The 25,976-nt window shown below is 44.4% G+C and carries 32 protein-coding genes and 1 pseudogene; 13 read left to right on the forward strand and 20 right to left on the reverse strand.

Going from position 1 to position 25,976, the window contains the following annotated elements:
• The 8 genes and pseudogenes from KUA48_RS00005 to KUA48_RS00040 all read right to left on the reverse strand — a co-directional run.
• Positions 1-588 (reverse strand): annotated as a pseudogene (locus KUA48_RS00005) (hypothetical protein); the annotation flags it as partial.
• Between the two features lie 4 nt (positions 589-592).
• Positions 593-2,182, reverse strand: a complete 1,590-nt coding sequence (locus KUA48_RS00010; RefSeq protein WP_369503285.1) for a DUF6046 domain-containing protein — start codon at positions 2,180-2,182, stop codon at positions 593-595.
• The gene (locus tag KUA48_RS00015; protein ID WP_256624493.1) at positions 2,175-2,297 is read right to left on the reverse strand and encodes a hypothetical protein; all 123 of its coding nucleotides are present in this window, start codon (positions 2,295-2,297) and stop codon (positions 2,175-2,177) included. Before KUA48_RS00015 ends, KUA48_RS00010 begins: the two co-directional genes overlap by 8 nt.
• A 44-nt stretch (positions 2,298-2,341) precedes the next feature.
• On the reverse strand, positions 2,342-2,626 hold the full coding sequence (locus KUA48_RS00020) for a hypothetical protein (protein ID WP_218433523.1): 285 nt from the start codon (positions 2,624-2,626) through the stop codon (positions 2,342-2,344).
• A 40-nt stretch (positions 2,627-2,666) separates the two neighbouring features.
• Positions 2,667-3,074: a hypothetical protein gene (locus tag KUA48_RS00025; protein ID WP_218433522.1), complete on the reverse strand. Its 408-nt coding sequence runs from the start codon at positions 3,072-3,074 to the stop codon at positions 2,667-2,669.
• A 5-nt stretch (positions 3,075-3,079) separates the two neighbouring features.
• Positions 3,080-4,282 carry a DUF2586 domain-containing protein gene (locus KUA48_RS00030; RefSeq protein ID WP_256624492.1) on the reverse strand — a complete coding sequence of 401 codons (1,203 nt, stop codon included), beginning with the start codon at positions 4,280-4,282 and terminating at the stop codon, positions 3,080-3,082.
• A gap of 26 nt (positions 4,283-4,308) precedes the next feature.
• Entirely contained in the window at positions 4,309-5,217 is a 909-nt protein-coding gene (locus KUA48_RS00035; protein ID WP_218433520.1) for a hypothetical protein, read from the reverse strand.
• Between the two features lie 21 nt (positions 5,218-5,238).
• Positions 5,239-6,345, reverse strand: coding sequence for a head maturation protease, ClpP-related (locus tag KUA48_RS00040; protein ID WP_218433518.1), 1,107 nt, complete (start codon positions 6,343-6,345; stop codon positions 5,239-5,241).
• Positions 6,346-6,513: 168 nt separating this feature from the next.
• On the opposite strand from KUA48_RS00040, the gene KUA48_RS00045 reads away from it, so the two are divergent.
• From KUA48_RS00045 to KUA48_RS00075, 7 genes are all read left to right on the forward strand, one after another.
• Positions 6,514-6,957: a helix-turn-helix domain-containing protein gene (locus KUA48_RS00045; RefSeq protein ID WP_153095093.1), complete on the forward strand. Its 444-nt coding sequence runs from the start codon at positions 6,514-6,516 to the stop codon at positions 6,955-6,957.
• Positions 6,954-8,483, forward strand: coding sequence for a hypothetical protein (locus tag KUA48_RS00050; protein ID WP_218433516.1), 1,530 nt, complete (start codon positions 6,954-6,956; stop codon positions 8,481-8,483). The genes KUA48_RS00045 and KUA48_RS00050 overlap by 4 nt, the downstream gene beginning before the upstream one ends.
• A gap of 2 nt (positions 8,484-8,485) precedes the next feature.
• The gene (locus KUA48_RS00055) at positions 8,486-8,926 is read left to right on the forward strand and encodes a phage protein Gp36 family protein (protein WP_118066382.1); all 441 of its coding nucleotides are present in this window, start codon (positions 8,486-8,488) and stop codon (positions 8,924-8,926) included.
• 12 nt (positions 8,927-8,938) lie between these two features.
• The gene (locus tag KUA48_RS00060) at positions 8,939-10,327 is read left to right on the forward strand and encodes a DUF935 family protein (RefSeq protein WP_218433515.1); all 1,389 of its coding nucleotides are present in this window, start codon (positions 8,939-8,941) and stop codon (positions 10,325-10,327) included.
• Positions 10,328-10,482: 155 nt separating this feature from the next.
• Complete coding sequence (locus KUA48_RS00065) at positions 10,483-11,637, forward strand: phage minor head protein (RefSeq protein ID WP_218433514.1); 1,155 nt, start codon at positions 10,483-10,485, stop codon at positions 11,635-11,637.
• A 107-nt stretch (positions 11,638-11,744) separates the two neighbouring features.
• Entirely contained in the window at positions 11,745-12,362 is a 618-nt protein-coding gene (locus KUA48_RS00070) for a phage virion morphogenesis protein (protein ID WP_218433513.1), read from the forward strand.
• Positions 12,363-12,378: 16 nt separating this feature from the next.
• Positions 12,379-12,831 (forward strand): hypothetical protein, encoded by a 453-nt coding sequence (locus KUA48_RS00075; RefSeq protein WP_256624490.1) that lies wholly within the window; start codon positions 12,379-12,381, stop codon positions 12,829-12,831.
• On the opposite strand, the gene KUA48_RS00080 is transcribed toward KUA48_RS00075, so the two are convergent.
• From KUA48_RS00080 to KUA48_RS00130, 11 genes are all read right to left on the reverse strand, one after another.
• Positions 12,770-13,081, reverse strand: a complete 312-nt coding sequence (locus tag KUA48_RS00080; protein WP_218433511.1) for a transposase — start codon at positions 13,079-13,081, stop codon at positions 12,770-12,772. The genes KUA48_RS00075 and KUA48_RS00080 overlap by 62 nt on opposite strands.
• A 97-nt stretch (positions 13,082-13,178) precedes the next feature.
• Positions 13,179-13,832, reverse strand: a complete 654-nt coding sequence (locus KUA48_RS00085) for a DUF3164 domain-containing protein (protein ID WP_218433510.1) — start codon at positions 13,830-13,832, stop codon at positions 13,179-13,181.
• A 14-nt stretch (positions 13,833-13,846) separates the two neighbouring features.
• Positions 13,847-14,257 carry a hypothetical protein gene (locus tag KUA48_RS00090; protein WP_218433509.1) on the reverse strand — a complete coding sequence of 137 codons (411 nt, stop codon included), beginning with the start codon at positions 14,255-14,257 and terminating at the stop codon, positions 13,847-13,849.
• Positions 14,245-14,559 (reverse strand): hypothetical protein, encoded by a 315-nt coding sequence (locus KUA48_RS00095; RefSeq protein WP_218433508.1) that lies wholly within the window; start codon positions 14,557-14,559, stop codon positions 14,245-14,247. The genes KUA48_RS00090 and KUA48_RS00095 overlap by 13 nt, the downstream gene beginning before the upstream one ends.
• A gap of 5 nt (positions 14,560-14,564) precedes the next feature.
• A complete protein-coding gene (locus KUA48_RS00100) occupies positions 14,565-14,789 on the reverse strand; it encodes a hypothetical protein (RefSeq protein WP_218433507.1) in 225 nt (74 codons plus the stop codon).
• Positions 14,782-14,955 (reverse strand): hypothetical protein, encoded by a 174-nt coding sequence (locus KUA48_RS00105; RefSeq protein WP_153095084.1) that lies wholly within the window; start codon positions 14,953-14,955, stop codon positions 14,782-14,784. Before KUA48_RS00105 ends, KUA48_RS00100 begins: the two co-directional genes overlap by 8 nt.
• Before the next feature lie 13 nt (positions 14,956-14,968).
• Positions 14,969-15,583 (reverse strand): hypothetical protein, encoded by a 615-nt coding sequence (locus tag KUA48_RS00110; RefSeq protein WP_334649341.1) that lies wholly within the window; start codon positions 15,581-15,583, stop codon positions 14,969-14,971.
• Positions 15,580-16,461 (reverse strand): AAA family ATPase, encoded by an 882-nt coding sequence (locus KUA48_RS00115; protein ID WP_218433504.1) that lies wholly within the window; start codon positions 16,459-16,461, stop codon positions 15,580-15,582. The genes KUA48_RS00110 and KUA48_RS00115 overlap by 4 nt, the downstream gene beginning before the upstream one ends.
• A 32-nt stretch (positions 16,462-16,493) precedes the next feature.
• Positions 16,494-18,554, reverse strand: coding sequence for a transposase family protein (locus KUA48_RS00120; RefSeq protein ID WP_218433502.1), 2,061 nt, complete (start codon positions 18,552-18,554; stop codon positions 16,494-16,496).
• A 31-nt stretch (positions 18,555-18,585) separates the two neighbouring features.
• Positions 18,586-18,810 (reverse strand): hypothetical protein, encoded by a 225-nt coding sequence (locus tag KUA48_RS00125; RefSeq protein ID WP_369503286.1) that lies wholly within the window; start codon positions 18,808-18,810, stop codon positions 18,586-18,588.
• A 6-nt stretch (positions 18,811-18,816) separates the two neighbouring features.
• On the reverse strand, positions 18,817-19,008 hold the full coding sequence (locus tag KUA48_RS00130) for a hypothetical protein (protein ID WP_118064667.1): 192 nt from the start codon (positions 19,006-19,008) through the stop codon (positions 18,817-18,819).
• Between the two features lie 165 nt (positions 19,009-19,173).
• Between KUA48_RS00130 and KUA48_RS00135 the strand changes: the two genes are divergently transcribed.
• Complete coding sequence (locus tag KUA48_RS00135; RefSeq protein WP_256624518.1) at positions 19,174-19,854, forward strand: S24 family peptidase; 681 nt, start codon at positions 19,174-19,176, stop codon at positions 19,852-19,854.
• Positions 19,855-20,254: 400 nt separating this feature from the next.
• On the opposite strand, the gene KUA48_RS00140 is transcribed toward KUA48_RS00135, so the two are convergent.
• The gene (locus KUA48_RS00140) at positions 20,255-20,467 is read right to left on the reverse strand and encodes a hypothetical protein (RefSeq protein ID WP_118064684.1); all 213 of its coding nucleotides are present in this window, start codon (positions 20,465-20,467) and stop codon (positions 20,255-20,257) included.
• Positions 20,468-20,957: 490 nt separating this feature from the next.
• Between KUA48_RS00140 and KUA48_RS00145 the strand changes: the two genes are divergently transcribed.
• The 5 genes from KUA48_RS00145 to KUA48_RS00165 are packed head-to-tail and all read left to right on the forward strand — an operon-like array spanning position 20,958 to position 25,938.
• Complete coding sequence (locus KUA48_RS00145; protein WP_334649343.1) at positions 20,958-21,875, forward strand: polysaccharide pyruvyl transferase family protein; 918 nt, start codon at positions 20,958-20,960, stop codon at positions 21,873-21,875.
• A gap of 2 nt (positions 21,876-21,877) precedes the next feature.
• A complete protein-coding gene (locus tag KUA48_RS00150) occupies positions 21,878-23,110 on the forward strand; it encodes a glycosyltransferase (protein ID WP_218433726.1) in 1,233 nt (410 codons plus the stop codon).
• Between the two features lie 2 nt (positions 23,111-23,112).
• On the forward strand, positions 23,113-24,108 hold the full coding sequence (locus KUA48_RS00155; protein ID WP_218433728.1) for an acyltransferase: 996 nt from the start codon (positions 23,113-23,115) through the stop codon (positions 24,106-24,108).
• A 43-nt stretch (positions 24,109-24,151) separates the two neighbouring features.
• Positions 24,152-24,892, forward strand: a complete 741-nt coding sequence (locus KUA48_RS00160; protein ID WP_218433731.1) for a PIG-L deacetylase family protein — start codon at positions 24,152-24,154, stop codon at positions 24,890-24,892.
• A 2-nt stretch (positions 24,893-24,894) separates the two neighbouring features.
• Positions 24,895-25,938: a GNAT family N-acetyltransferase gene (locus KUA48_RS00165; protein WP_218433733.1), complete on the forward strand. Its 1,044-nt coding sequence runs from the start codon at positions 24,895-24,897 to the stop codon at positions 25,936-25,938.
• Positions 25,939-25,976: the final 38 nt, after the last annotated feature.

Here is a 25,976-nt window from a genome sequence, read left to right on the forward strand (position 1 = left end):
GAGGTTGTCTTCCTCCACGTTCAGGGCGAAGTCATAGAAGCATTCCACACCCATCTTTTCGCCTGGAGGGTGTATGTGCAAGGTCTCATCCTGTAGGTAGATGTCAGCCCCACATTCCTCCTGTACCTTTTTCAAGACATCGTAGCCAGTTGCGTTGTTGATGACAAACTTTCCGTATGTCCAGGAATAGGAGCACTCCACCTTGAATGAGAGACCACACCCAGAGACCACCTTGGCAAGGAGATCCTTCAAGGCTACCTTTTGAAGCACTTCGTTCTTCATGTCCTTTCGGAACAGAAAGATGTCATCCTCGCAATATAGCTTGACGTTCCCTCCATCGGTGGATATGCGTTGAAGCCATCCTTCGAACTCAGTTTCAAGTCCTGCCTCTTCGTAGCCAAGGGTGATTATCACCTTGTCGCCTCGCTTTAGCTTGTCTTCGACCTGGAGGGCATGGTTGTACTCTGATGCAGGAAGAGTAATGACAGCCGTGTCCGCAAGTAGTTCCACGCTACGATGGATTTCTACCTTGTCAATCATACAGAGCTTGTATGTGCCGATTCTGATGTCAAATGCCATGGTGTACATAATTCTATGCGTTTAAGTCGTCACGGCTCAACAGCAACTTGTAGATGTCATCACTGTAGGCCTGTATGGTGTAGTTTTGATTGATAGTGCCAGAAGTGAAGGGAATGTCCCAACTCTCGATGGCAAGTTGGCTGATGCCGAATATCTCAAGCAATGGATTCAGTGCCTTCACGTGACCAGCCTCACAGAAACTTCTGAGCTTTGCCACGTCCGCCTCAGGGTACTTGCCATCCATGCCCATCAAGATGCCCTCGATTCTCACGCTGTAGTCATCCTGCGTCCAACGTTCCTTGATGCTTCCCCTGATTTTGCCCTTTGAGACGTTTCGCCTCACAAGTATGTTCTGCCCATTGACGCTGATCATTGGCTCCATGGGGAAAAGCCACTCTTGCGCTCCAGACTCTTCAAGCTGGGTCAGGAGAAAGGCACGGAAACCAGCGAATTTGTTCCAACAATAGACCACACCTGCGACAAGGGCTGCGATGGCAGTGATGACAAGACCTATAGGGTTTGCGTTCATGGCGATGTTCAACAGCCACTGCACGCCTTCCCACACCTTGGTCACGGCCGCCACCACCTTCATCACACCCACAAGCCCCCATAGGGCTATTGCCTGGGCATTGAAGGCGATGGCTCCAACACCAGCTATTACAGCCACATAGGCTATTTCCGTCTTCCACTTCATAAAGAAGCCGATAACACCGCCAACGATGGAAAGAAGAAATTGAAGAGCTGATGAAATCGGTGGAACCAATGCTCCAACAATGTCCATCAGTCCAAGCACAACAGGCTTGATGGAGTCGAACATGCTGATGGCTGCTTGCCTGATGTTTCCCATCATGGTGGAGAACTTTCCGCTGACAGTCTGGCTCAGTTTGTCGCTCATGCCGTTGAAAGCACCGCCCTCGCTTGTGGCATGGGCGATGGCTGCTGCCACCGCATCAAAGCCTATCTGTCCCTTGCTCATCATGTCTTGAAGCTCGGCGTATGTCTTACCTGTCATTTTTTGGAGTTCCTTCAAAGGGTTGAAACCTGCATTGATGAACTGCATCAAGTCTTGCCCTTGCATCTTTCCTGCTGATGCCACCTGTCCAAAGACAAGTGAGAGACCACCAAGCTTCTCTTTGTCGCCCATGGCAATGTCGCCAAGTTGTTTCAGGTATGGAACCACCTTCTGTGCGCTTACACCGAATCCAAGCATCATCTTGGCATTGTTCTCCAGATCAAGAGGCTCAAAGGGAGTCTTTGCTGCGAAGTTGTAAATGTCTCCAAGCATCTTGGCTGCTGCCGTCTCATTGCCCACAAGTGTCTTAAAAGCCACGCTCGTTTGCTCGGCTTGTGCACCGATGGACGAGATGGCTGCGACACCTGCACTTGCAAGGGTATAGGGATTCATCAGGAAATCCATGCCAGGGAGGGACATCAGGGAGGTCTTCAAGTTAGAAAACGAAAAGGCTGATTGGAGGCGACTTTTTACAAGGGTCGCCTTTCTGGTGATGTTGTCCAGCTGCTCAGACGTTCTTCTTGCCACACTCAGCACATTGCCTTCGTTGGCTTGCAACTTGATAAGAAATTGAAGTACACTTTTAGCCATCTGTCTTATTCTCTGCTTCTTTGATTTCCTTTAAATACCTGATAGTCCACGCCCATTCCTCATCTGAAAGCGTATCAGGATCCAGGAATAGATTATATCTCAGCAAGGTGTTCATATAGAGAATGTCCTTTGCCTCGACATCATCTATTTCCGCATCCTCTAAAGCTTTTTTATGTCAGCCTCCTTGATAGCCAATACGTCTTCAAGTTGTGAGCACACTGCGAAGAAAAGGTCATCATTGGTCTTGATTTCCTCATCACCGTCAAGCCAAATTTGGTTGAGCAAGGTTTCTTGTGCCTTGACAGGATTCTTCACCACTGACACATAGCTGTATTCCTTGCGTGTTGGCTTGCGGACAATACAGCTTTTGCCTTGGGTCTCTATCTGGAAGATTTCGCCATGCTGTTTCTTCCACTCTTCTACTTTTTGCTTATCTATTTTCATTTTTCTATTATTTGAATGTTATTTGAATGGTGTCCAAACACTATCCTTTCTTCTTATCCACAAAGATGAAAGGAAGTTCCTTTTCCTGGAACTTATCACCTTGCTTCCACTCGGTGTTGTCCTCAGTGAACTCTGCACCCACAAGGATGTCTGTCACGATGACATCACCCTTTGTGGCATTGCCGTAAGAAACGACAAGATCAAAAGAAGCATCAAGGATGTCACCACCGCAAGCTTGGCTCAGGGCTTCATACTCACTTTGCAGCAAGCCAATGGAGCCTTCATAGGACTTGTTTCCTCGTTGCACACCTTGTGGCTTGTTGCCCTTGGCATACAAGGCTTCCTTTTCCTGCTTTGAAGAGTATTTCACGGAGCGGAATCCTGTGACAGGGCGACCTGCCATGACAACGTTGATGTCGGCCCACTCGTATTCCTTTGAATTAAACATATTCTTTAGCTGTTACTTGTTTCTACTAAGAATCCCAGATTCACGTCCACGTATCGGGCATATCCGTATGGACGCACTTTCAGAGTCACAAGCACCTTCGAGGTACTGAGTACATTTTGCTTTTCGTCGATGTAGCACTGGCATCCCTCACCATCGGAATTTGCGCAAAGCTCACCATTGGCGGTCATCTTTTTGTTGATGCCGTTTTCCACGGTCTGCTGCCAACTTTTCACGATTCCAACTTGCAGCGTGCCGTCATCATTGACTTCCAGCTCGTCAAGGAGCATGTCAAGCATGATGTCGTATGCCAGGCGATATGCCTTGTCTATCACCCGACGGTGGGCGATGTGCGCATAGTCACCTGTAGGATCACAGGCCAGGTTGTCATCAGCAAAGAAGTAGCCTGAGCGTCCCACATACTTGCGTGGCACGAGGTAGCCCTTTTCATAGATTGCCTTGATGGTACTCTCGGACTCATCAATTTTCTTGGAACCCACATACATCTCCAATGGGGCAAGCGAGCCATCCTTCACACGGCCAATGTTGCGCTGCACTGGACTCTTGGCAATGCGCCCAAGCCACGTGCCAATGGTCGCTCCCTTGGAGGATGCCACGGTGTCACCGATGGCAATGCCCACACGGTCATACTTTTCCTTGGTCATGTCCTTCAATTCCTTCGATGGGTCAAAGTTGCGACCTTCGAGGATGAAGAACAAAGGGGCGTAAAGCTCGGTGGTCGCCCATTCTGCCAGCTGCTGTGCCTTTGGCATGGCAGTGAACACATCGGGGTCGATGCCGTTGATGCTTGTGCCAGAAGCTCCCGTGTTGACATTGGCGATGCCGATGCCCCTCAAATTGCCGTTTTGCTTGGTGATCAAGTCTCTCGCATACCCTGCGTCCGTCTTTGTGTAATCACACATGTTGGTCAAGGTGGTGCTTGGATTGACTGGGTAGAGGACCAGCTTTGTGCCTGTTCCTGCCTCATCGTAGAACTCGGACACCTGCTTATAGAGGGCTGCGTTATTTGTCGCTGTGACTCCAAGCTCGGCAAGGTCATCCATGCTTGTGATGGTATAGGCTGTGTTAAGCACAAAGGTTCCTGCTACGGCTGCCGCACCGCAAATGAGGGCCAGGAGTCCGTCGGCACTCTCACCGACGGTTCCCAACTGGCCATTGAGGAACTGAATTTTTACTCTTGGTAATATCATAGAGTCTAATTTTACGATTTAACCTTTTAGGCTGCGTTGCTCTCAATGATGACTGCGATACCCTTGCCGTCGTAACGACGTGGAGAGCCACCTGTACGCACAAGGAATGAGTAGATGTCACCATAATAGGTTGGGTTGCCCATATCATCGAACATCTTCACGTCACCCAAGGCACGGCTCACACAGTCTTGCTGCCAGGCAAGACCAGCTGCAAGTTCAGTGTCAGCATCATCCTCTTCCCATTTCAAGATGGCTGCACCGTTTGCCGTTGTGCGAAGCACCTGGGAACGTTGCATGATCTCAAAGCCATACAACTTGCCAAGAACGCCCCTTGAAGCATCAGCACAAGCGAGGAAGGCTGAGAGTTCCTTGTCTGTCAGGTCGTCAAGCAAATCCGCATACATGGCTGCATCAAGCAACATGAAACGACCATCTGCTGGCACGTCATCCATATTGAACCTTACGAATACTTTCATCACTACAGCCTTGGTGATTTTTTTACGATTGCCAGAGGCAGTCGCTGAGGTGTGGGCTTCACGAGCCTCACCAGCTGTGAAAAACTTTGTCTTCAAGCTACCTGCCCACTTGTAGAGCAAGTTCTGTGCTGCTGCCTTTTGCAACTGCTTGCGGTCGTTGGAAAGAACGCTGTTGCGTTTGTCGTAGGAGAGTTCCACCGTGTCCACATTGGAGATGTGGATAGGGTCTGTTGTCAGCTCATCAATGTTGTAGGTGAGTTCGTTGTCCTCACGTTCCTTGATCTTCGCTGGTTTCTCGCTGCGGTTGATGACAACGCTCGAAGGCTTGCCAGCATTAGGGATGTGAACGGTCTTGTTGTTCACGAATGCGGAATCGTCAATACTTTTCGCCATGAAGGAATTGTCTGGATAGAAATTCTCAGTGATGGTATTGATCCAAATTTCTCTGTTTAATGCCATTTTCTATAAAATTAAAAGTTATTACTCATTGTAGTCCACACCGAACTTCTGCTTGTAGAGGTTCTTGAAAAGTGCAGGGTCTTGGTTCTTCAACTGGGCAAGGTTGTTTTCCTTGTCAATCTCATCCCATGTCTTGTTGGCGAACGAGCCACCTGATGGTGTGTCTGGGTTGATGAAAGCCATGGCACGGTTGCTTGCACGTCCCTTCATGCCACCGATGAGCTTGATGGTGTTCTCACGGTCGCTCTTCAAGAGGTTTTTGAAGGTCTCCACCTGCTCATTGCTAATTTTGCCAGCCTTGACCGCCTCATTGATGAGAGCATCATCTTGCTCTTTGTGAGCCTTTTCAAGCTCATTCTTGTAGGTATTCACCGTTTTTTCGAGGATGGCCACCTTGGCTGCCTTGTTCTCCAGTTCTTTGATGTGTGCCAGGACGGCACTCGAATCCGCTTTGTCCTCAAAGCTTGGAATCGTCTTGATTTCATCTATTAATGCCATTTCTTCATTGTTTTGTGGTTTGAAGTCAAACCGATTATTAAAATAGTTGTAAATGCCTTCTGTTGTTGTCGGTGGGTTCGACACCTCATCCATGTCATAGATTCCATCCACGAGCTTCATGTCCATTGCCTCGCTCGCTGTCATCCAGTGATCCTTCCCATCGAAGTATTTCTTTGCCACGTTTTCAGCCTCCATGCCAAGGCGACCTGCTATCATGGTGGCAAGGTTGTTCTGCAATTCTTCCATCTGATCTGCCATCAGTCGAAGTTCGGAGGCATTGCCGTATGTGCCACCGCTCACATTATGAAGCATAAGTTTGGCATAGGGACTCATATAGAGCGGTTTTCCACATAAGGCAATGATTGCAGCGATGCTCGCTGCCACTCCATCAATAAATATGGTGATGTCGCCTTTGGAGTTTCGGAGGGCGTTGTAGATAGCCATGCCGCTGAAAACATCTCCACCCTGGCTGTTTATGCGCACTTCGATCTTGCAGCCTTGGTTCTCCAATGCGAAAAGCTCGCTCACCACACGGTTGCTATCTACGGAACGCCCTTCACCGACTTCTCCATAAAGCATGATGATAGACTTGCCATCACCTTTTATTATATTGCTAAATTTTTGTTTCATACGTCGAATTTTTCTGCAAATATCGGGACTTTTTTCGAGCTGTCCAAATCGTGATTTCATGGTGGTGCTCATGGACGCTATGGTGGTGTTCATGGATGCTACCATGAAATCACGATTTCTTTTTTTGCGGATTTCTTTAGAACTTTGCAGAATCAAAACTATATAAATATGGTAAAAAGTAACATAGACAAGAAGAGCATTGCCAAGGATTTGTTCATCAAAAGCCGATGCACACAGGAAGAAATCGCTGAAAAGGTGGGAATCACCAGGCAGACGGTCTCCCGATGGATCAGGGAAGGGAAATGGGAAGAGCTACGTGTCTCCATAACTATCTCCACGGAGCAAATCATTGCTGGCATGATCAAGCAAATCAGTGACATACAGGATGGGGCGAATGCACGTCCTGAAGGACAGCGTGCTTTGACGGCCAAGGAGGCAGACACCATTGTCAAGCTGTCTTCTGCCATCAAGAAATTACAGAATGAGGCAGGAATCACAGACATAGTGAACGTGGGCATCAAGTTTACCAACTGGCTTCGCTCCATTGACATAGAAAAGGCCAAGGAGTACAACGAGCTTTGGGATTTATTCATTAAAGATCAGTTGAAATGACACAAGAAGAAAGAAATGCCCTGCAAAGGTGGGCAGAACACCACAAGGCACTGGCTGCCGATGTACCTGTGGAAGACTGGCTCTCACAGAGTGAAATCGACAAGAAGAGAAAGAAACTGGAGAAAGACCCAATCAAATGGATCAAGTACTTCTTTCCCAAGTATGCCAAGTATGAGTTTGCGCCTTTCCACGTGCGTGCCATCAAGCGTGTCATCGAGCATGATGAATGGTATGAGGTGCTGTCTTGGAGCCGTGAGCTTGCCAAATCTACCGTGGCGATGTTTATCTGCATGTACCTTGCACTGACCAAGCGCAAGAGGTTCTTTGTCCTGGCATCTGCCACCATTGACTCTGCCAAGCGTCTCCTTGCACCTTACAAGATTAACTTTGAGTCAAATCCCCGAATCCGTCAGTTCTATGGCTCCCAGGTGACGCTTGGTCAGTGGACAGATGGTGAGTTCACCGCCAAGTGTGGTGCAAAGTTCGTAGCCTTGGGTGCTGGCTCTGCCCCTCGTGGTGCTCGAAATGAGGAAGTTCGCCCCGATGTCATCTACATGGATGACTACGACACGGATGAGGATTGCAGAAACCCAGAGACGCTAAAAAAGAAATGGGACTGGTTCGAGGCCTCGCTTTATCCTACACGTTCCATCTCTGAGCCTACCTTGATTCTGTGGTGTGGAAACATCATAGCCAAGGACTGTTGCATCAAGAAGGCTGGAGCCAAGGCAAGACACTGGGACATCGTGAACATACGTGACAAGGATGGACACTCAACCTGGCCAGCCAAGAACACAGAGGAACAAATCGACACCGTACTCTCAAACATATCCACCAAGAGCGCACAAGCCGAGTACTTCAACAATCCTGTGAGCGAGGGAACCATATTCAAGTACCTGCCATTCGGCAAGGTTCCACCGCTCAAAAAGTTCAAGTTTCTCATAGCCTATGGCGACCCTGCCTATTCCGACTCGAAGAAAAAGGCAAGTTCCACCAAGGCCTTGTGGCTCATCGGCAAGCACAAGGGTGTGTATTACATCATCAAGGGATTCCTTGCCAGGGAACTCAATGCCACCTTCATAGGTTGGTATTTCGACATCATGGAGTATGTGGGAGGGAAGACCAACGTGTATTACTACATGGAGAACAACAAGCTGCAAGACCCTTTCTTCAACCAGGTATTCAAGCCCCTGCTGCGTGAGGAATGCAATCACAGGAACAAGCAGCTGTACATCAAGGGCGATGAGCGCAAGAAGACTGACAAGGCGACCCGAATAGAGGCGAACCTGGAGCCGATTGACAGAAACTGCGAATGGGTATTCAACGAGGAAGAACGTGACAATCCACACATGCAGGAACTCATCAACCAGTTCAAACTCTTCGAAATGCACCTTCCATACAATGCCGACGGCCCCGACTGCATAGAGGGTGGAATCACCATTCTTGAAAACAAGGTGGTGGAAATGGAGCCGACCGTCACCATATCATACGAGGAATTAAACGAGGACAACCCATATAGAATGTAACTATGGCAAATTTTATCAATACTTCGGACTACGATGCAACCATACATCGTGAGATTCTGGACTCCCTCCTTCGCAAGGAGTCCACGACATACGACCCACAAATCATTGAGATTTGCGAGGACAGGGCCATCTCTGAAATGAGAGGCTACCTTAACAAGACATACGACTGTGACAAGATCTTCTCAGCTGAGGGCGAGGCAAGAAACCCTCTTATCCTGATGTTTGCCATCGACATCACTGTCTATCACATCTTCTGTCAGCACAACCCTTACAAGCTGGCAAAGATACGGCAAGACCGCTATGACCGTGCCATTGAGTGGTTGAAGGGAGTGATGAAGGGAGACATCACCATCGACGGTGCTCCCAAGTTGCCCGATGAGCAAGTTGCAGACAATTCCAGATGGCAAATCTTGGCAGATGAGATAAGACCGACACTTTTATAAACAAGAATTGATATGAAGAAATTTAAGAAGAGACTGGGATACAAGCCAAATGGTGGTAGTTCCAACAAGATAGTTCAGGGTGGTTTCAGAAAAGTAGAGGGAAACCGCCCTCCAGACGTGTTCCTACAGATGCCTGAGCTTTTCATGTTCAACATGAAGGACTACATGGAATCCGTAAGGAGTGCCAAAAGTGTGGATTTCTCGTACCGCGTCAAGTTGTTTGACATGTATGAGTCAGCCCAGCTTGACCTCCATCTATCAGGTGTGCTCGACAAGCGACTTCGTGGTGTCACTCAGATTCCCATTGAGTTCCAACGAGACGGCAAGCCCGATGAGGATATTTGCCGTCAGCTTCGCTCTCCATGGTTCAAACAGTTGCGAAGGGATCTTGTCATGTCGAAGTTCTATGGCTTCACCCTCGTTCAGTTCTACTTGGATGATGATGGGAACATTCGATACGATCTCATTGACCGCAAACACTATGATCCTGTTTTCCACAAGCTCTTGAAGCACCAGGGCGACCAAAGTGGCATCGACATAGATGAGTTCGACAACATCCTGTTTGTCGGCACTGAGCGTGGACTGGGCATCTTTGCGGAACTTCTTCCTGCCGTGCTCTACAAGCGTGGCGACATGAGCGACTGGGCGAAGTTCTGCAACATCTTTGGTATGCCAATCCGTGAATATACCTATGATGCAGGTGATGAGGACGCTCGCAAGAAAATCATTGCCGATGCAAGAAACCAAGGTAGCAATGCCGTCTATATCCATCCAAATGAGAGTGAGATGAAGCTGATAGAGGCAGGAAACAAAACAGGTTCTTCTGACCTCTACCAGAACTTTGCGGAATATTGGGACAGCAAGATTTCCATCCGTGTGCTGGGCAATACCCTCACCACCGATGCAAAGGACAATGGCACGCAAGCCCTTGGAACTGTCCACAAGGAGGAAGAGGATGACATGAACGCTGATGATCGTGATTTTCTGCTTGACATACTTAACTATGACATGAAGAACATCTTCGAGAACCTTGGCTTCAATGTGGAGGGTGGTGAGTTTGTCTATGCCCACAAGGACAAGACTGAGCCTCAGGCCATGCTTAACATCGTGAAGGGAATGAAGGAAATGGGCTTGCCTATGGATGATGACTGGCTCTATGAAACATTCAGCATTGAAAAGCCAAAGGACTACGACCAACAGAAAGAAGCCATTGAAACTCAGAAGCAGGCCTTGCGAGACAGTCTCCAATGCAAGGGGAACGAGCATGAGGAAGAAGACCCAGACAACGAGAAAAAAGACCCGAAAAAGAAGCCTTTGAACAGTGATAAAAAAGCGTTCAAAGACCGCCTGAAAAGTTTTTTCGGAATAGCCCCAGCTATCGGGGCGGACACCGACTTCTGATTGACACCCTCTATTATGGCGACCACCAATGCCAATGCGGACACCACCATTTCGACAATGTAGATGGTGGCATTCGCTTCAATGCCGACATCCTGGCCCAGTTCATCAAAAAAATCTATCAGGGCTTTGACACGGAAAACAGCATTGAGGGTGTAATGTGGCGTGAGGTACTACGCATCATCAATGAGGGAACCGTGGAGGGACTTGCCAAGGCAAAGACACCTCCAACCCATGAGGAATACTTCTACAAGGCTCTCAGACACTCCAACGAGGTCTTTGCTGCCTTCAAGGTTCACACCATGGGCCAGGAGATGGCTGCAAAACTTTATGACTCCAAGGGACAGTTGAAACCTTTTGGCAAGTGGGTGGAGGATGTGAGTGCAATCAGTAGCCACCAAGTAGGTTCTTGGCTACAGACGGAATACGACACGGCCGTCATACGTGCCCATGCTGCTGCCGACTGGAGAGAGTTTGAGCGAAACAAGGACATCTTGCCAAACCTCAGATGGATGCCGACCACCTCCAAGGAGCCAGAGAGTAGCCACCGTGCCTATTGGCAGATGAAGCTCACACTCCCAGTGGATGATCCATTCTGGAATGAGCACCACCCAGGAGACCGATGGAACTGCAAGTGTTCGCTCGAAGCCACTGATGACCCAGTGGTCCGTCCCAAGGACATGGAGCCTACAAAGCCTCAGAGGGGACTGGAGAACAACACTGGCAAGGATGGACACACGTTCAGTGACAATCACCCATACTTCCCAAAGGACTGCAAACACTGCGATTTCTATAAAAAAGGTTCTTTCAGGAATAGACTTAAAAGACTATTCTCTAATAGAGCCAAGGATTGTTTTAATTGTCCATTCATAGACGGCTGTATAAATAGATTGGAAGCAAAACAACCTATAGAGGAAAAGGCTTTTGCTCGCAAGCAAGAGGTGAAAGACCAAGACCTCATGCCAAAGATGGACAAAGAACCATGTAGCTCTGTTCTTTCTGGAACTTTGAACCGTACCAACAAAGTAAGAAACGCCCTTCTGAAACATTGCCACCATGACTATGATGTCGATGCTGCCATTTATATATGGAATAATCCATCAGAAATGAAATTCATTAGGGTAAGTCCGCTTGGTGAGGGAAAGGACATGAGCCTTCCAAAAAACATTGCCAACATTGAAAAGAAACAAAAGGTTCTTCATTTCGTAGAGTTCAGACAATATGAATTTGAGTATGAGGGAAAGACCTTCGAGGTTAAAATGGCTCTATGTCAAAAAGGCTATGAGCAATTTTATTCATTGAAGGAAAAATAAAAAATCCCCAAACCTCAAGCCGTGACAGCCTATATGAGCGAATGGGGACGTTGCAAAGATACAACATTTCCTTGAAATGCAAGTAAAAAGAATAAAAAACTTTGCCTATGGATGCAAAAAACTTAGAAAAATTGGTTGAAAAGGCCAAGGATGACATAATGAAGGAAGTAAACGACCGCCTTCCTCGAAAAGTTGGAGTGATAGCTGTGAACCACTTCAAGCAAAATTTCCGTGATGGTGGTTGGCTTGATGACGGTCTTCATCCATGGAAAAAGGCCCTCAGACAAAAGCAAGGTGGCCCAGATGCCAAGTATGGGCCACTCACCTCCAGGCGAAACCACCTGATGAGTTCCATACAGAGCAAGCCAGGGTTGGGTGAGGTGACAATAGAGAACCCTGTGCCATACGCTGCCATCCACAATGATGGAGGCGACATCACCACGCATCCCACGGTCTCGCCCAAGATGAGACGCTTTGCATGGCACATGGCTTACTCGCTCGCTGGTGTCAAGGGGAAGGGAACACTGCCAAAGGAACTTCCAGAAGAGGCACGCTTGTGGAAGTGCCTCGCATTGACTAAAAAAGACAAGATCACCGTGAAAGCCCATATTCCACAACGTCAGTTCATGGGCGACTCCAAGGAGCTACAGGTGAAGGTAAACAAGACTATAAACGATTCATTGGAAAAAATCAAAGATGGAATTATTTCTTTATCAAATCATTAATCATGTCAAGGAGGGGATGCCAGGGCTTTCCCTCGTTGATGAAAACTATGGCCAGTTGGAAAACATCGACAATGCCAACACTGACATGTACCCAATAACTTTTCCAGCCGTGCTCATCGACCTACAGGAGGCGACCTGGAGCAACTTGGCAGACAGAAGCCAAAAGGGGACCATCAAGGTCAACGTTCAGTTGCTCATCGACTGCTATGATGACACCCACTATGACAGCGGAACGATGGAGGCCATAAAAGAAAGGGCTGCGATGGTGGAAGAGCTTCACCGCCTCTTGCAAGGTTATCGACCAAAGGAAGATGGGGCACTTGTGAGGGAAACATCCAAGTTCTACACCGCCAATCATGGCATCAAGGTCTATGAAATGGTCTATTCGGTTGTGGCGACCGATGCCATCAAGGACACGCAAACAGTTGCCCCTCCACGTAAGGTGACGATTTCAATGAAGAGGATGTAGAGCGAGGCTTCAACTTGAAGCCGGTGAACAAAGGTTTCTCTATTTTCTTGCCATCCACGGTCACGCCTGCCTGGATCATGTCTCGTATGATTTGCATGATACGACTTTCTGAGAGAAAGAACTCCTCGGTGCTCAATCTCCTCAAAGCGTCATCGAAACGGAGTCTTCTCACCTCTGTCCAATAATAGTAACGCTCATAAATACGCTTGTTTCTTGAATTTACAAGATTCTTGTCTCTTCCCTTTGCCACGGTGCAAAAATAACAAAAATCTCTCAAAAAGAGACATAAAAAATGAGGCATTCTTTTCGGGATGCCTCATTTTAAGTTTAATCTTTGAACGAACCGCCTACAGACGGCAAAAAGATGGCTCTATCTTGCGCCAAACACCATCCTCGCTCTTCATGCTGAAATAGTAGCTCACCACGGTCTCCTTGGTCACGTTGCTCTCACGGAACAAATCCATGATGCTGGTGTATTCCTCATCGTTGAACTTACCTTCGAGCTGGTAAAGCTTGCTGATGCTTGTATAGTTGAACTTGCCGTTACGGTTACGCTCCAGGAGGTTCATGCAAAGTTGGTACATCGGATCATCCTTGCCCTTCTCGCTCTTCTCAATGTAAGCACCAAGGAAGTCCATCAGTCTTTGCGCTGCAAGCTCGGAACGCTCATCAAAGCCCTTCACATCCTGGCTCTTCACCTCAAACTTGAAGTCATCCACCACGATGGTGAAACCACGCTGCTCCTTGTTGCGAAGCTTGCCATACTCGGCCATCACACTCTTGAAGCCCTCGCTCTCATTGTCAAGCCAGTCACGGAAACCCTTCACCTTCAAGGCTATCTCCACAACTCTGTCCTTCACGTTTCGTGCCAGGCTTCCACGGATGCTTTCATAGGCATTGCGCTTGTCAAGTTCACTCTGCTGCTTGTTGGCAGTCAATGTTCTCAGGAGTTCTTCCTGTTGCTCGGCACTGAGGCCTTTCAAAATGTCTTCTGTCTTCATAATCTTAATAATGTTTATTCGTTGTCTTTTTGCTTTTTAAGTATCATTCTCAGTTTCAGAGATAACAGCTGCAATTCTTCTATATCAAGATCTGCAAACACCTTACCTGCTATCTTTGGACTCTTGCAATAGTTGTTGATGGCTGTCCAGCTGGTAGTATCAACTCCTATTTTCTGCAAGAGCTTCAGGCAGGAACTTCGCTTCTTTCTGCGCTGCTCCACATAGATGTTTCTCTTTTCAGGGAAACGCTTCTCCAGGAGGTTGCAAAGGTCATCATACTCTTTTCGTGTGATTTCCTTCAGACTCTCGGTTCTTCCTCCAGTAGCAACGCTGACCATTTCTTTCTTCAAGTACTCGTTATCACCGATTTTTGGCACTCGTTTCAAGATGGAGTAGAACCTTGCAAAATTAGTCACTTCTTGCATATTTTACTTTTGAATATTCCTAAAAAGAACTTATCATTTATAATAAAATCACACGTCTGCATTTTGTATCTTACGGTGATTTTTATTAATTTTGCATTATTATTATCCTTACGGATAGCAACATCTGCAATTCTTTCTTTATACCATTTGATTAGAACGTCTGTGAATTCTTTCTTTTCCTTCCGATCGAAATCTTTGGCACAGGCAATACCTATCTTAATTTCAGCATAACTTTTTTTGCCATTTACCTCGTAAAACGCTGTTATTATTGCTACGCCTAATTTTTCCTTGTTCTGTTTCATAAGCCTTAATCTTTACAGGTTGGTTTCCATGTGATGTTGATGATGGCATCAAGTTCACCCTTGCCGTTACACTTTGGGCAGGTAACCTTGATTCCTTTCCCGATGTCATCGGTTCCCCAGTACCATCCGTTCCCCTGGCAATACTCACATCGATGTCCCACGCTTACCAATGTCTCATGACTATCATGTCTCATTGGCTTCAGTTCAATCATTCTGTCAACTTTACTCATTTTCAGTTCCCTCCATATTATTTAAATATTCGTTTTTAAGAGCATCCAGTGACATGTCTGTCAGTTTACCAGCTATTTCATCATACATCATCTGCTGATCCATATACGAGAAATTTTCGGTCTTTTTCTGGATGTACTCCATGATTTTGTTTATAACTTCTTCCATGATTCATTCATTTTTAGTCGTCACCCCAATATCTGTTCGCTCCTTCGTCCCAAATGGTGTATTCACCCTTTTCCCCGATGAAGCGACCTTTCGAAAAGGCTTTGAAGCCTTCCACCCATATCTTCAAGGTGGCATCGTACATCACGCTTTGCGCTGCGCTGCCTCTTGGAGCCTTTCCTTGCGCATGGCTGATGAAGATGATGAGCTTGTCACGGTGGGCCTCCTTGAAGCGGATGTATTCCCTGTAGTTCATCTGTGTGTACTGGAAGGAATCCACCACCACGATGTTCACACTCTTGCGCTTGTCAAGGCGATCGCTCAGTTCCCTCATGTTCTCACCGTTCAACAGGTAGAACGATTTGTTCACCTCGCTCATGCCATATCTCTTCAAGGTGTTCTGCATGGTGAGCGAGTCACCTTCCTCCAGACTGTTGTAAGCCACACGGTCAAACTCACACAGGTACTTGCAAAGCTGCATCACGAAGCTGCTCTTGCCGTTGCCGCTGTTGCCCCAGATGAACCATACGCCTGTACGCTCAGGCTCACCAAAGGCATCCTTCCATTTCCCCTTGAAGACAAATGTGCGCTTTTTCTGCTTCAACACCTCTTTCACTGTCAATGCTCTCATTTCTTGATGCTTTTGATTTTCTTCACTCTTCTCACGCTCTTCTTCACTCTTCTCAGGTCGTACTCACAGCCATCGGCCTCTGTTATCACTTCCTCGATGTCCTTGCGGTCACTCAGTCCGTTTGCCGTACAGATAGCGTACACGTCCTGGGGAGTCGTGTCGTCCAGCTCGAAGTACTTTCGACCGATACGGCTGTAGAACTCCTTGTAGCCACGCTTCTTGCATCTTAGGCCACGGCTTATGCGTGTCTTGATGTAATCGGTGGAGAGGAACACCACGCCACATTTGTCCTCAATCTTATTGTAGAGGCTGATGAAATACTGAAAGACGCTTTCAATGAGTTTGTCTGCCTCGTCGAACACCAGGAGAGGGGCATCCATCTGAATCAGCTCGTTTTGGATGGTTATCCATAACTCCCTAACCGTGTACCCATCGGTGCGGATGCCCATCTTGTGGGCTATCTCTCTCACAAAGTCGCCCTTGTGGAGGTCTTCTGAGCAAAGGATGTAGAACACCTCACGGTTTTCCTCACCGTAGATCTTTGCCGTGGTGGTCTTGCCACTTCCAGCTTCGCCCACCACCCAGGTCACGTTTTTGTCGTTCTGGGCATCACGCATGGCAAGGGTGATGTCATGGAAGGCATGTGTCTCCACAATCTGCCAGCCCTCATCGTTGCCACCCACCGTGCCAACCTGGTCGCTTACCTTGCGCCACATGTCTTCGCTGATGTTCTCCCACTTGCCGTTGAGGATGTTGCTCACGGTTCCTGCACTTGTGCCCTTCATGCTTGCCACGGCCTTGTTTTGGCTCGCAAACTTTGACACATACATTCTCAGTCTGCCTGTTATCTGTTCCTTTTCCTTGTTTGTAAACTCCATGATTCAGTTCCTTTCTTTATTTTAAATTGTTATTACATTTTTCCCATTGTCTTGGTATCGTCAAACTCCACCACCTGGCAAATATTATCCCAGTCGATGTTGCTCACTTTCTTGGTCACCTTGCCGATGCTCAGTTCTTCTGGCTGACCTCTGTATTTCCTTGTGCGTCGGTCTATCTGTCTTTGCACCTCCTTGCTCACACCCTTCAGCTTTGGTGTCTGCAAGCCGTGCTGTTCAGGAGCCACGCCCTCGTCATACTCGATTTGCCTTGCCTCCACTTGTCGCTCTATGCGACTTTGCTCGGTTGCCTCACGCTGTTGCCTGATGAAAAGAGCCTCGCCCTCGGTCTGTTCCTGTATGGCTCGGTGTATCACCATGTATGGCTCAGCCACTCTCTCAAATCTAAGCTGTCCTGCTTTGTCCTTCCAGTAGAGGCGAATGCTTGTGAAGTCGTATGGATCATATTTCACCACAAACTTCTGATAGGTGTGCTTTCTTCTCCATTCCAGATCTGGCACTCCAGGGCTGCTCATCACCTCATAGGTTCGCTTCTTGCCCTTGATGGTTATCTCAATGCCACTGGAGGTGAAGGTGCTCATGCGGTCTGCCTGTACCCAGAACATTTCCACCATGTCGCTCACTGTCACCACTGGGGTCTCAGGGTTCATGCTCTTCTCATACATGTCGATTCTCCTTTCTCCAGTGGCAGGGTGTGGCATTTCGTTCCATTCCTTCCTTGCCTCCAGATAGATGGCTTTCAGTTCGTCGTATGTTGGAAGGCTGTCCTTGTTTGCCTCGATGAACTCCAAGTTCGGGCGGCTCGTTTCCTTCTTGGTGGTGATGTTCTGTCCTGTAAAGTTCCATTCCTTGTGAAGTACCTGGCTCTGTAGCCTGTAGAAGAGGTTCTCGATCGTCTTGCTCGCTCCGTTGTATGGGGTGGTGGTACGATGGATGTGGCATAGCTTCTTGAAGAACTCCTGGTTCTCCAGCTTCTTATGGCCACCTTGGTTGTCATACACGATTTCGTAGGGCTTGTGTCCGCTCACCTGTATGGCCATCCTGTAGCTCATGTACTGGGCTTCATAGTCCTCGCTGTCACTGATGCAGAAACCAAGGAGACATTCTGAGTAAGCATCTATCACCTCATACACGCTCGTGGTTCTCACCTTGCCATCCTCATCCTTGTAGTAGAGGTTGAGCTTCGTGCCGTCACCATACCAGAGGGCATCCCTCATCTGTGGAAGTTGGGTCTTGTGTCTGCGGTCAAACTTTTGGTGTGCCTTCTGCTCGCCATGTACGGCATCATACCACAATGGCTGCACGGCTGCACTGTCAAGCCATATCTTCAAGCTGCGGATGCTCTTCAGGGGCTTCCACCCACGGCTCTCACACTCTTGGTTGAACTGGGTGAAAATCTGAGAGTCTGTCAGCACTGGCACACGGCTTCTTTTCAGTGCCACGAGTCTTCTGCCAGCTTCCTCTGTTATCTTCACCGTGTTCTTATTGCCTATCTTGCCACTTATCAGTGAGGGATAGCCATCCTTCTTGAAGGTGCTCATCTTCACTTTCAATCGAGCGAGGTTCTTGGGGAGTGTATGTCCAAAGGCTTCCCTCATCTTCTCGCTTTGCTTGAACACGATGCTCCAGAGGTCGCTTCTTCTGCCACCACCCAGGGCATGTGTCGTGGCTTGCAGGTCATTCATCCTGGCAAGGAGCATTTTCAGCACGCTTGCGTTCTGGGTGTATTCGTCGATGAGCTTCTGTGAAAGTCTTGTTTGAACACCATTCAAATCGTATTCAAACGACTCGTAAAACTTACGAGCTTCCTCATCCACCTGCATGTAGTCCTTCAACTCTTGTCGCTCCAACACGTCCTTGGGGTCGCCATATTTCTCCACGAATCTCATTCTGTACTTCTTGGGAAGGGAGGCATACACATACAGGGCATAGTTTCCTTCTCCTCTTGCTTGTCGGGCGCATTGGATGTTGCCACGATTGACATTTTTGATGAGAGTGTCACCCTTGATGACAGGCTCGTCACCACCAGTTAGCTCCTCGAAGGTCACACACAGTATCTTGTTGTAAAACTCCATTCCGTTATTTGTTTAATATTCTTGTATGTTTTTACTCTTCTATCCCATCACCAGGCACACCTCTCAAGGCGATGGCACTGGCAAGGAAGTTCACAATCACGGCAAACACACACAATACGTCACTTCTGTCAAAAGACAATGCGCAAAGCATCACAAAGCTCACCAAGAACCAAATCAATCTCAGTTTCATGGCAAGGGCAAGGCTGAGAAACCATTTCCATTCCTTACCATATATCAGTCTAAATGCTTCCTTCATAATTCTTTATTTTTGAGGATCCAACTTATCGCCTACAGGTATGCCACCAAAATCCTTGATGGCCATGTATCTCACCCTTCTTGCCAGGTGAGAGTCCTTCTTGTAGTTGAGCGATTTACTAACCATTTCGGGTGTAATACCCATCAGTGTGGCTATTCTTTTGCCAACACCATGACCTACGATGATTCTTTTATTCATGCCTTTTTATGTTAAATTCCTATTATTTTTACCTTTTCTCGCCAATATTTTGTATCTTTGGCGACGTGTTCAATTATTAAACACGCTGCAAAGATAAACAAAATGTAGATATTAACAAAAGTTTTGGAGATATTTTTATCAACAAAATGTAGATTTTAACATATTATGGATAAAAAAACGATGTTAGAAGCTTTGATTTCTCATTTTACAAATGGAAATAAAGCACAATTTGCTAAGCTATTAGGCGTATCTCCACAAACTATCAGTGCGTGGATAGCCAGAAATACATTCGATTCTGAATTAATATACGCAAAATGTAGATATATCAATCCTTCTTGGCTATTGACAGGTCAAGGTAATATGCTAACCAATGATGAAAACACACAAAATGTGAAATCCAGTCGTGAGGCCATTCCTGCTATAGATGGAATGCCAAATGACATAAAACCGATTCCTTTGGTAACAGAGCGTGCTGCTGCTGGATTTGGAAATGAATGTTTCGCTATACAAAAGAGTGACGTGAAAGATTATTATATCATTCCAAAGTTTAGATTCTGTCAAGTTGATTTTATGATCGAGGTTTCTGGCTTGTCTATGTATCCACGTTTTAAGTCTGGGGATGTTATAGCTTGTACTATTCTCCATGATGCAAAATATATACAGTGGAATCGTTGCCATGTTATAGCAACAAGGGAGCAAGGCATCCTTGTTAAGAGAATCATGCCAAGTGAGCAAGAGGGATGCTTTAAAATTGTTTCTGACAATAAGGATTTCCCCCCATTCGACCTGCCAACAGAAGAAATTACTGGTCTTGCACTGGTTGTTGGGTGTGTTAGCTTAGAATGATTGAGATGTGTATGCTTTTTATATATAAATATGTGGAAGTCCTTTATTTTTAGGACTTTCACTTGTTTTTTGCCCCTTAAATAAGGACTTTTTCACTGTTTTTTAGTTAATAAATATAAGAGAAAAAGCCATTTTTTCGCCTTTTTCATACCCATTTCCTTATTATATCTAATGTTTTTACATTGTATTTTGTCCTTCCAAATGTCCTTCCTATCCAAACATTTCGTTTTTCCAAATGTTAGAATGTCCTTCCAAATGTCCTTCCAAGTGTCCTTCCAAACCCTATTTTTACGGTAAATTGGTCAATTCGTTGTTGGCTAAAACGGGAAAACGGCTCACAAACTATTCAAAGATAGTTTGCAAGCCGTTCAAATCCTTTTAAATGAGCGTTTTAGCCGTTTTATTCCTTGCCACCACTTCGTCTTAGATGGCTCTGTATGATCATGGCCTTGCCATTCATCAGACAGCCTCCATCCGTCAATCCTGCATGGAGCAAGCTGCTCTTGGTGTAGCCTATCTGTTCGGGCGTTAAAACGTCAAATATGGCCGAAATAGAGCCGAAATAGTAGTTCTTCCTACCTGATAGCAGGTGTACATGTATTACCTTCGTCATTGCCTTATAATTTTGTCGTAACATGAATAATTTATCGGGTGCAAAGATACCAAATATTTATTATATGGAAGAATTTAATAATATAAAACTTCTAAATATTGCTTATTTAGAATTTTCCAATAATCAAGAAATACAGTTATCAAACTTACTTTTAAAGCCTATAGATGCCTGACGAAGGAACAATCTCTGTTATCCATTCCATCCATCAAAGCCCAAAGAAGGCGATATGAGCCATCAGGAGCCTCTTACGCATAAATGGATGATAAACCACCCACCAACTCCCTCAAAAAGCCCTCATATCGCCTTCAATGTAACATTTTCCCTTTGAACGCTCTTCAAATGTTCGTTGAATGTCATATGAATGTTATATGAATGTAACATTTCGTTTTTCCTCTGGTTAACCTCTCAAATCTCTCAACCCCCCAGTGTTTAAAGGGCTTTCCACTGATTTAGGGTCTCATTCATTTTTACACATTTCGTTTTACCCCCTATATATAGAAAGGTTGTACAGGATGCAGATTTAGTACTGAGTGTTGGTGGACATCATTTTACGACTTTGCTTTCCCGAGATTTAGTTTCTTCTATTAATTATGATGCAATGGCAGTTCTTTCTTTGGGTAAACCATTAGTATGCTTTTCGCAGTCTTTTGGTCCTTTTGAATTCCATAATCCAAAGAATGAAATACTCACAAAGAAGATTCTATCAGCTTGCAAAATAATGCTTCCTCGTGAGTTGAAATCGGCAGATGAACTTCGAAGAATGGGTGTAACCAATGATAAAGTAATAAATACTTTTGAAAGTGTGATCACTCTCAACTCTTTGATTGCTGATTATGTCCTTCCAACAAAACGTGATAAGAGGGTAGGAATTGCGATTTATGCAACACAGAAACGAGAGCCTGAAGTACATGCCAATTATATTAAGACATTTGTCGATACATGTAATTATTTGAATGCACAAGGTTACGAAGTCCGTTTCTTCCCAATGGAGTTAAAGGGTACTGGTCCTGATGATCGTATACTGATTAAGGAAATTACTGATAAGGTATCAAAACCGACAATGTGTAAGGTTTATGACGATGATTTAACTACAGAAAGTCATATAAAAGAAGTTGCGAAATGTCAATTCTTTATAGGGCATAAAACTCACTCAACCATATTTGCAATGGCTACTGGTACTCCGCTAGTTGGAGTTGCTTATCATGTAAAAACTCGTGAATTTATGCATCAGTTTGAATGTGAGGAATATTGTATTGATGATAGTAAACTTACGACAAATCTAATGTTATCTACTATTGATAATTTGCGTAAAAATATAGATGTAGTGGGACAAAAATTGTATGATAATGCAAAAAAAATGAGTGATGTCGTAAAAAAGGATATGCGAAAGATTTTAAATGAAATTTGATTATGAGATTATTATTAATAGCTCCCGGCTATCTTCCTTATACATTTTCTGAAAATTTGTGTAATGGTAAGTTGGCTTATGCCATGTATAAAAAAGGTTGGCATGTGGATGTGTTATCAAAGGTGGATGAAGGTCCTGCCTATTCGACTGAATGGACAGAACCTTGGTTGTCACTTAAAAAGAATAATATCACTATAACTTATCCAGTAGGAGGAAAACTCACTCGTATGTGGGACGTTCTTCGCTCTTCTGTTAAGTTAGGTATGTATCCTGAAGGAGGTGTCCGTTGGGCGTGTCGTGCATACGAACTGGCATTGAAGCTCTGTAAAGAGAATCATTATGATGCTGTGTTGACCCGTTCACCAAGTGATATTCCACATATTATCGGTCTTCGTCTTAAAGAAAAGTTGGGGATTAGATGGATTGCTAATTGGAATGATCCTGCTGCTCCTATATGGCCAGAGCCTTATACGCATCATTTTTCGGCAAAAGAACAGGCTAGAAAGGATCAATTTACTCAGATGTGTTTAAAGGGTGCAGATGTAAATACATTTCCTTCCCAGTCTTTGTTGGAGCATTTTACATCACATTATCCTTTTTTGGCAGAACAGAAAACAGAGGTTATTCCACATATTGCATTGGTTGAGGATATTGTTCCTCGATTGAAAGAAAAACCAGTCAATGATAAGTTTAGAATTTGTCATTCTGGAAATCTGTCTATAGAGCGCAATCCAGAACTTACTTTTAAGGCTTTACGTGAGTTAATAGATGAAGGTTTCAATAAGATGGAGTTCTCTATTATGGGGCATTTTAATGATTATACTACAGAACTTATTAGAAAATATCAGCTGGAAGACTATGTAAAATGTATTGGTGGATTCCCTTATATGGAGGCGATTCAAAAAATGCAGGAATTCGATTGTTTGGTATTGCTGGAAGCTCGTCTGAAAAAAGGAATCTTTTTCGCCAGTAAGTTTACTGACTATGCTCAGTTAGGAAAACCAATTCTTGCCATATCGCCGACCAATGGTTTTGCAGCTGACACATTGGCTCAATTTGGTGGTGGAATTAGTGTGAATAATCAGAGTTATAGGAGTATTAAAAATGGTATTTTAAAGCTTTATATGGCTTGGATGAATCATACTCTTTCACAAGACTATTCTACTCAAAAGTTATATGAGCAAGTTAGTGCAGAGCATGTGATCGATATTTATGAAAGAATATTAGAAGACTAAAAATGAAACTTACATATATTTCGATTTTACGTTCTTTGTCTATCTTGGTTGTAGTATTCTTCCATGTTTATCAGTATATGTATGTACCTGCTCATTTCCCTGAAACGGTACAGATGTATCATGATGCATATTTCTGGTTCAACCAATGTGTGGGGATTAATATAGCTATGCCTATGTTTACATTGATAGCTGGTTTTTTGTTCAGCTATTTTTATGATAAAGGTAAATACCAAGAATTTGTACCTCTTATCAAAAAGAAAGCAATGCGCTTGTTGCTTCCTTTCTTTGTATTTGGTATCTTAATGATGGCAACAACAGGTGTTTCTTTTAGGCCATGGGAGTTATATACTGGTGGTTTTGCCCACTTATGGTATTTATCTTTCCTGTTCTGGTGTTTTCCATTGGGATGGTTTATTAAGAAATATATGAAGTCTGTTAATGTGCAGGTCTTTATGTTGGTAGTCTTTCTTTTGGGAGCTAGTCAAGAAAAGTTTTTACCCATGATTATGGGAATTCATAATATTTCTAAATGGTTTGGATGGTTCATACTTGGTATGTTATTGTCTTCTTACCAAACGAAAATAAAAAAAGTTATATCAAAATATCATCTTGTGACACTTTTATTGATTCCATTTTTACTTCAGACTTATTTTAGTCCTTTAGAATATGGAGATCAAACATGGTATTCAGTGTTTTGTGTAGCAAGTTTATTAGTAGGAATATTGTATATTTTTGCTAATATGGGAGGGCATATTTTAAGATTATGTCAACCGTTGGTTTGGTTAAGTAAATATTCCTTTGGTATTTATATCTTCCATTATTGGGTAGGACCTTATATGATATCTTCTACGGCAAAGCGTATATTTCCTCTGGAGGATTTGGCTGCTAATCATGTTGTTTTGTTTCCTTTCATGCTTACACTTTCCGTGATATGTATTTCTTGGTGTCTTTCTTGGGCCTTGATGCAAACAAAAGTGGGAAAGATACTGATTGGATAGAGAAGATAATATTTTTCAATATATATTATTGTACAAATAGGATATGTATAAAATTCTCATAAGGAAAGTTCGTGTTCAAACTATTCATTTAAAGACAAGCAGTCTTCATGATTTGACTCCAGCTAATCTTTCCGTGATAGTTGCCCCACATCCTGATGATGAGGTGTTTGGGTGTTGTGGTTTGATGCAGCGTTTGATAGCGCAGGGAAAACGAGTTGAATTGATTGTCATGACGGGTGGAGGTAAAAGTCATGCTGGCTGTTGTGACATTGATGAAAGCGAGTTGATCCGTCAGCGCCGACAGTTGACTATTCGTGCAGCGAAAGAATATGGGTTGTCTCAAGAATATATCCATTTCTTGGATTATCCAGATGGTGGAGTTCTAGAGAGTGATTCTCAAACAGATAAACTTTCTAGTCTTATACACAAAATAGTGGATGGTCAGAATGATATATCTGTGTTCTATCCTCATAAAAATGGAGAAGGTTGGTCGGATCATGTAACTACGAGCAATATTGTATCTCATTTATTTGATAAGATTTGCCCCAACGCCAAGCAGTATGAATACTGTGTATGGTTCTGGTTCTATAACTGTTGGAAGATTGATTGGAAACAGGCTTGTCTTGTTAGAATGAATAAGAAAGAGCATGCCGTAAAATTGAAAGCAATTGATGTTTATATTGAACCAAAGGCTCCTTGTGGCAAGCCATGGAGTGGAGTATTGCCACCTGTGTTTCTTTGGGCAAACAAATGGGATAAGGAATTATATTTTAGAGTGAAATAGATATGTGGAGTTTTGAGATATATAATGATTGGAAAGAGATTTGGAGTGAGACATTTTTGATGAAATGGAATCATATATATGAATCGTCACCATTTAGTCATGTATTTTTTCATCCTGCTGTTGCTAGAATTTGGATAGATACTTATATGCCTCTTAGAAAGATTACTCCTATTTTTGTTTGGGGCCGATATAAAGATATAGAAGTTTTCTTACCTTTGGTGCTTTGGAAAAAGAACTGGAAACAAGCTTTTATGAAGAGTATCGTATCTGTAGGGTATTCAGACTATGATTATCATGATCCTCTTTTTTCAAAAATGATTAGTGATGATGAAAAAGAAGCCTTTTGGGTTGACTTGTTTGAGTGTTTGAAAACATATCATGCAGATGAGGTATGTTTAGAGGGAATTAGAAGTGATATTATATCTTCTGACCCAAATTGGATACAAGGAGAAATTTGTCCTTGCTTGAATCTGTCTGATATGTCTGATGATTCGGATTTGTTGTCTTTCTTAAATACAAAGCTTCGTGGAGATATAAGAAGACAGATTCGTAGATTAAATGAAATAGCAGAACTTAAGTTTAATGAATATAATTGTATTGATGAAGTACCTGTAGAATTGTTTGAGGAGTTTTTAAAAGTACATACTTTGCGATGGCCACACGCATATAAGGCTCCCCTGTTTCACAAAAACTTACTTGGATTGTGTGGCATAAATGGACCTGTACATTTTTCAACACTATCTGTTGGGGAGGTTGTTGTTGCTTGGCATCTTGGTTTTGAGGATGACAGTACCTACTATTATTATATGCCAGCAGGAAATCCTGAGTATCAGAAATATTCACCTGTAAAAATTCATCTTTATTATTTGATTTGCAGAGCTATCAAGAAAGGCTTGGTTAAGTATGATCACCTTAGAGGTGATGAAACCTATAAATCTGGCTGGGCAGATGGAAGTATTTATGTAAATAGTCTTCGTCAATTCAACTCTTCATTAAGTACGAATATGAAGCGCTCTCTACTTAAATTTCGAAGTGTTATTTCTTAATTATAAGTGTTGTATCCTTGCATTTATAGTTATTATAA

The sequence above is a fragment of the Segatella copri genome, from assembly GCF_019249795.2.
Classification (GTDB): Bacteria; Bacteroidota; Bacteroidia; order Bacteroidales; family Bacteroidaceae; genus Prevotella; species Prevotella copri_B.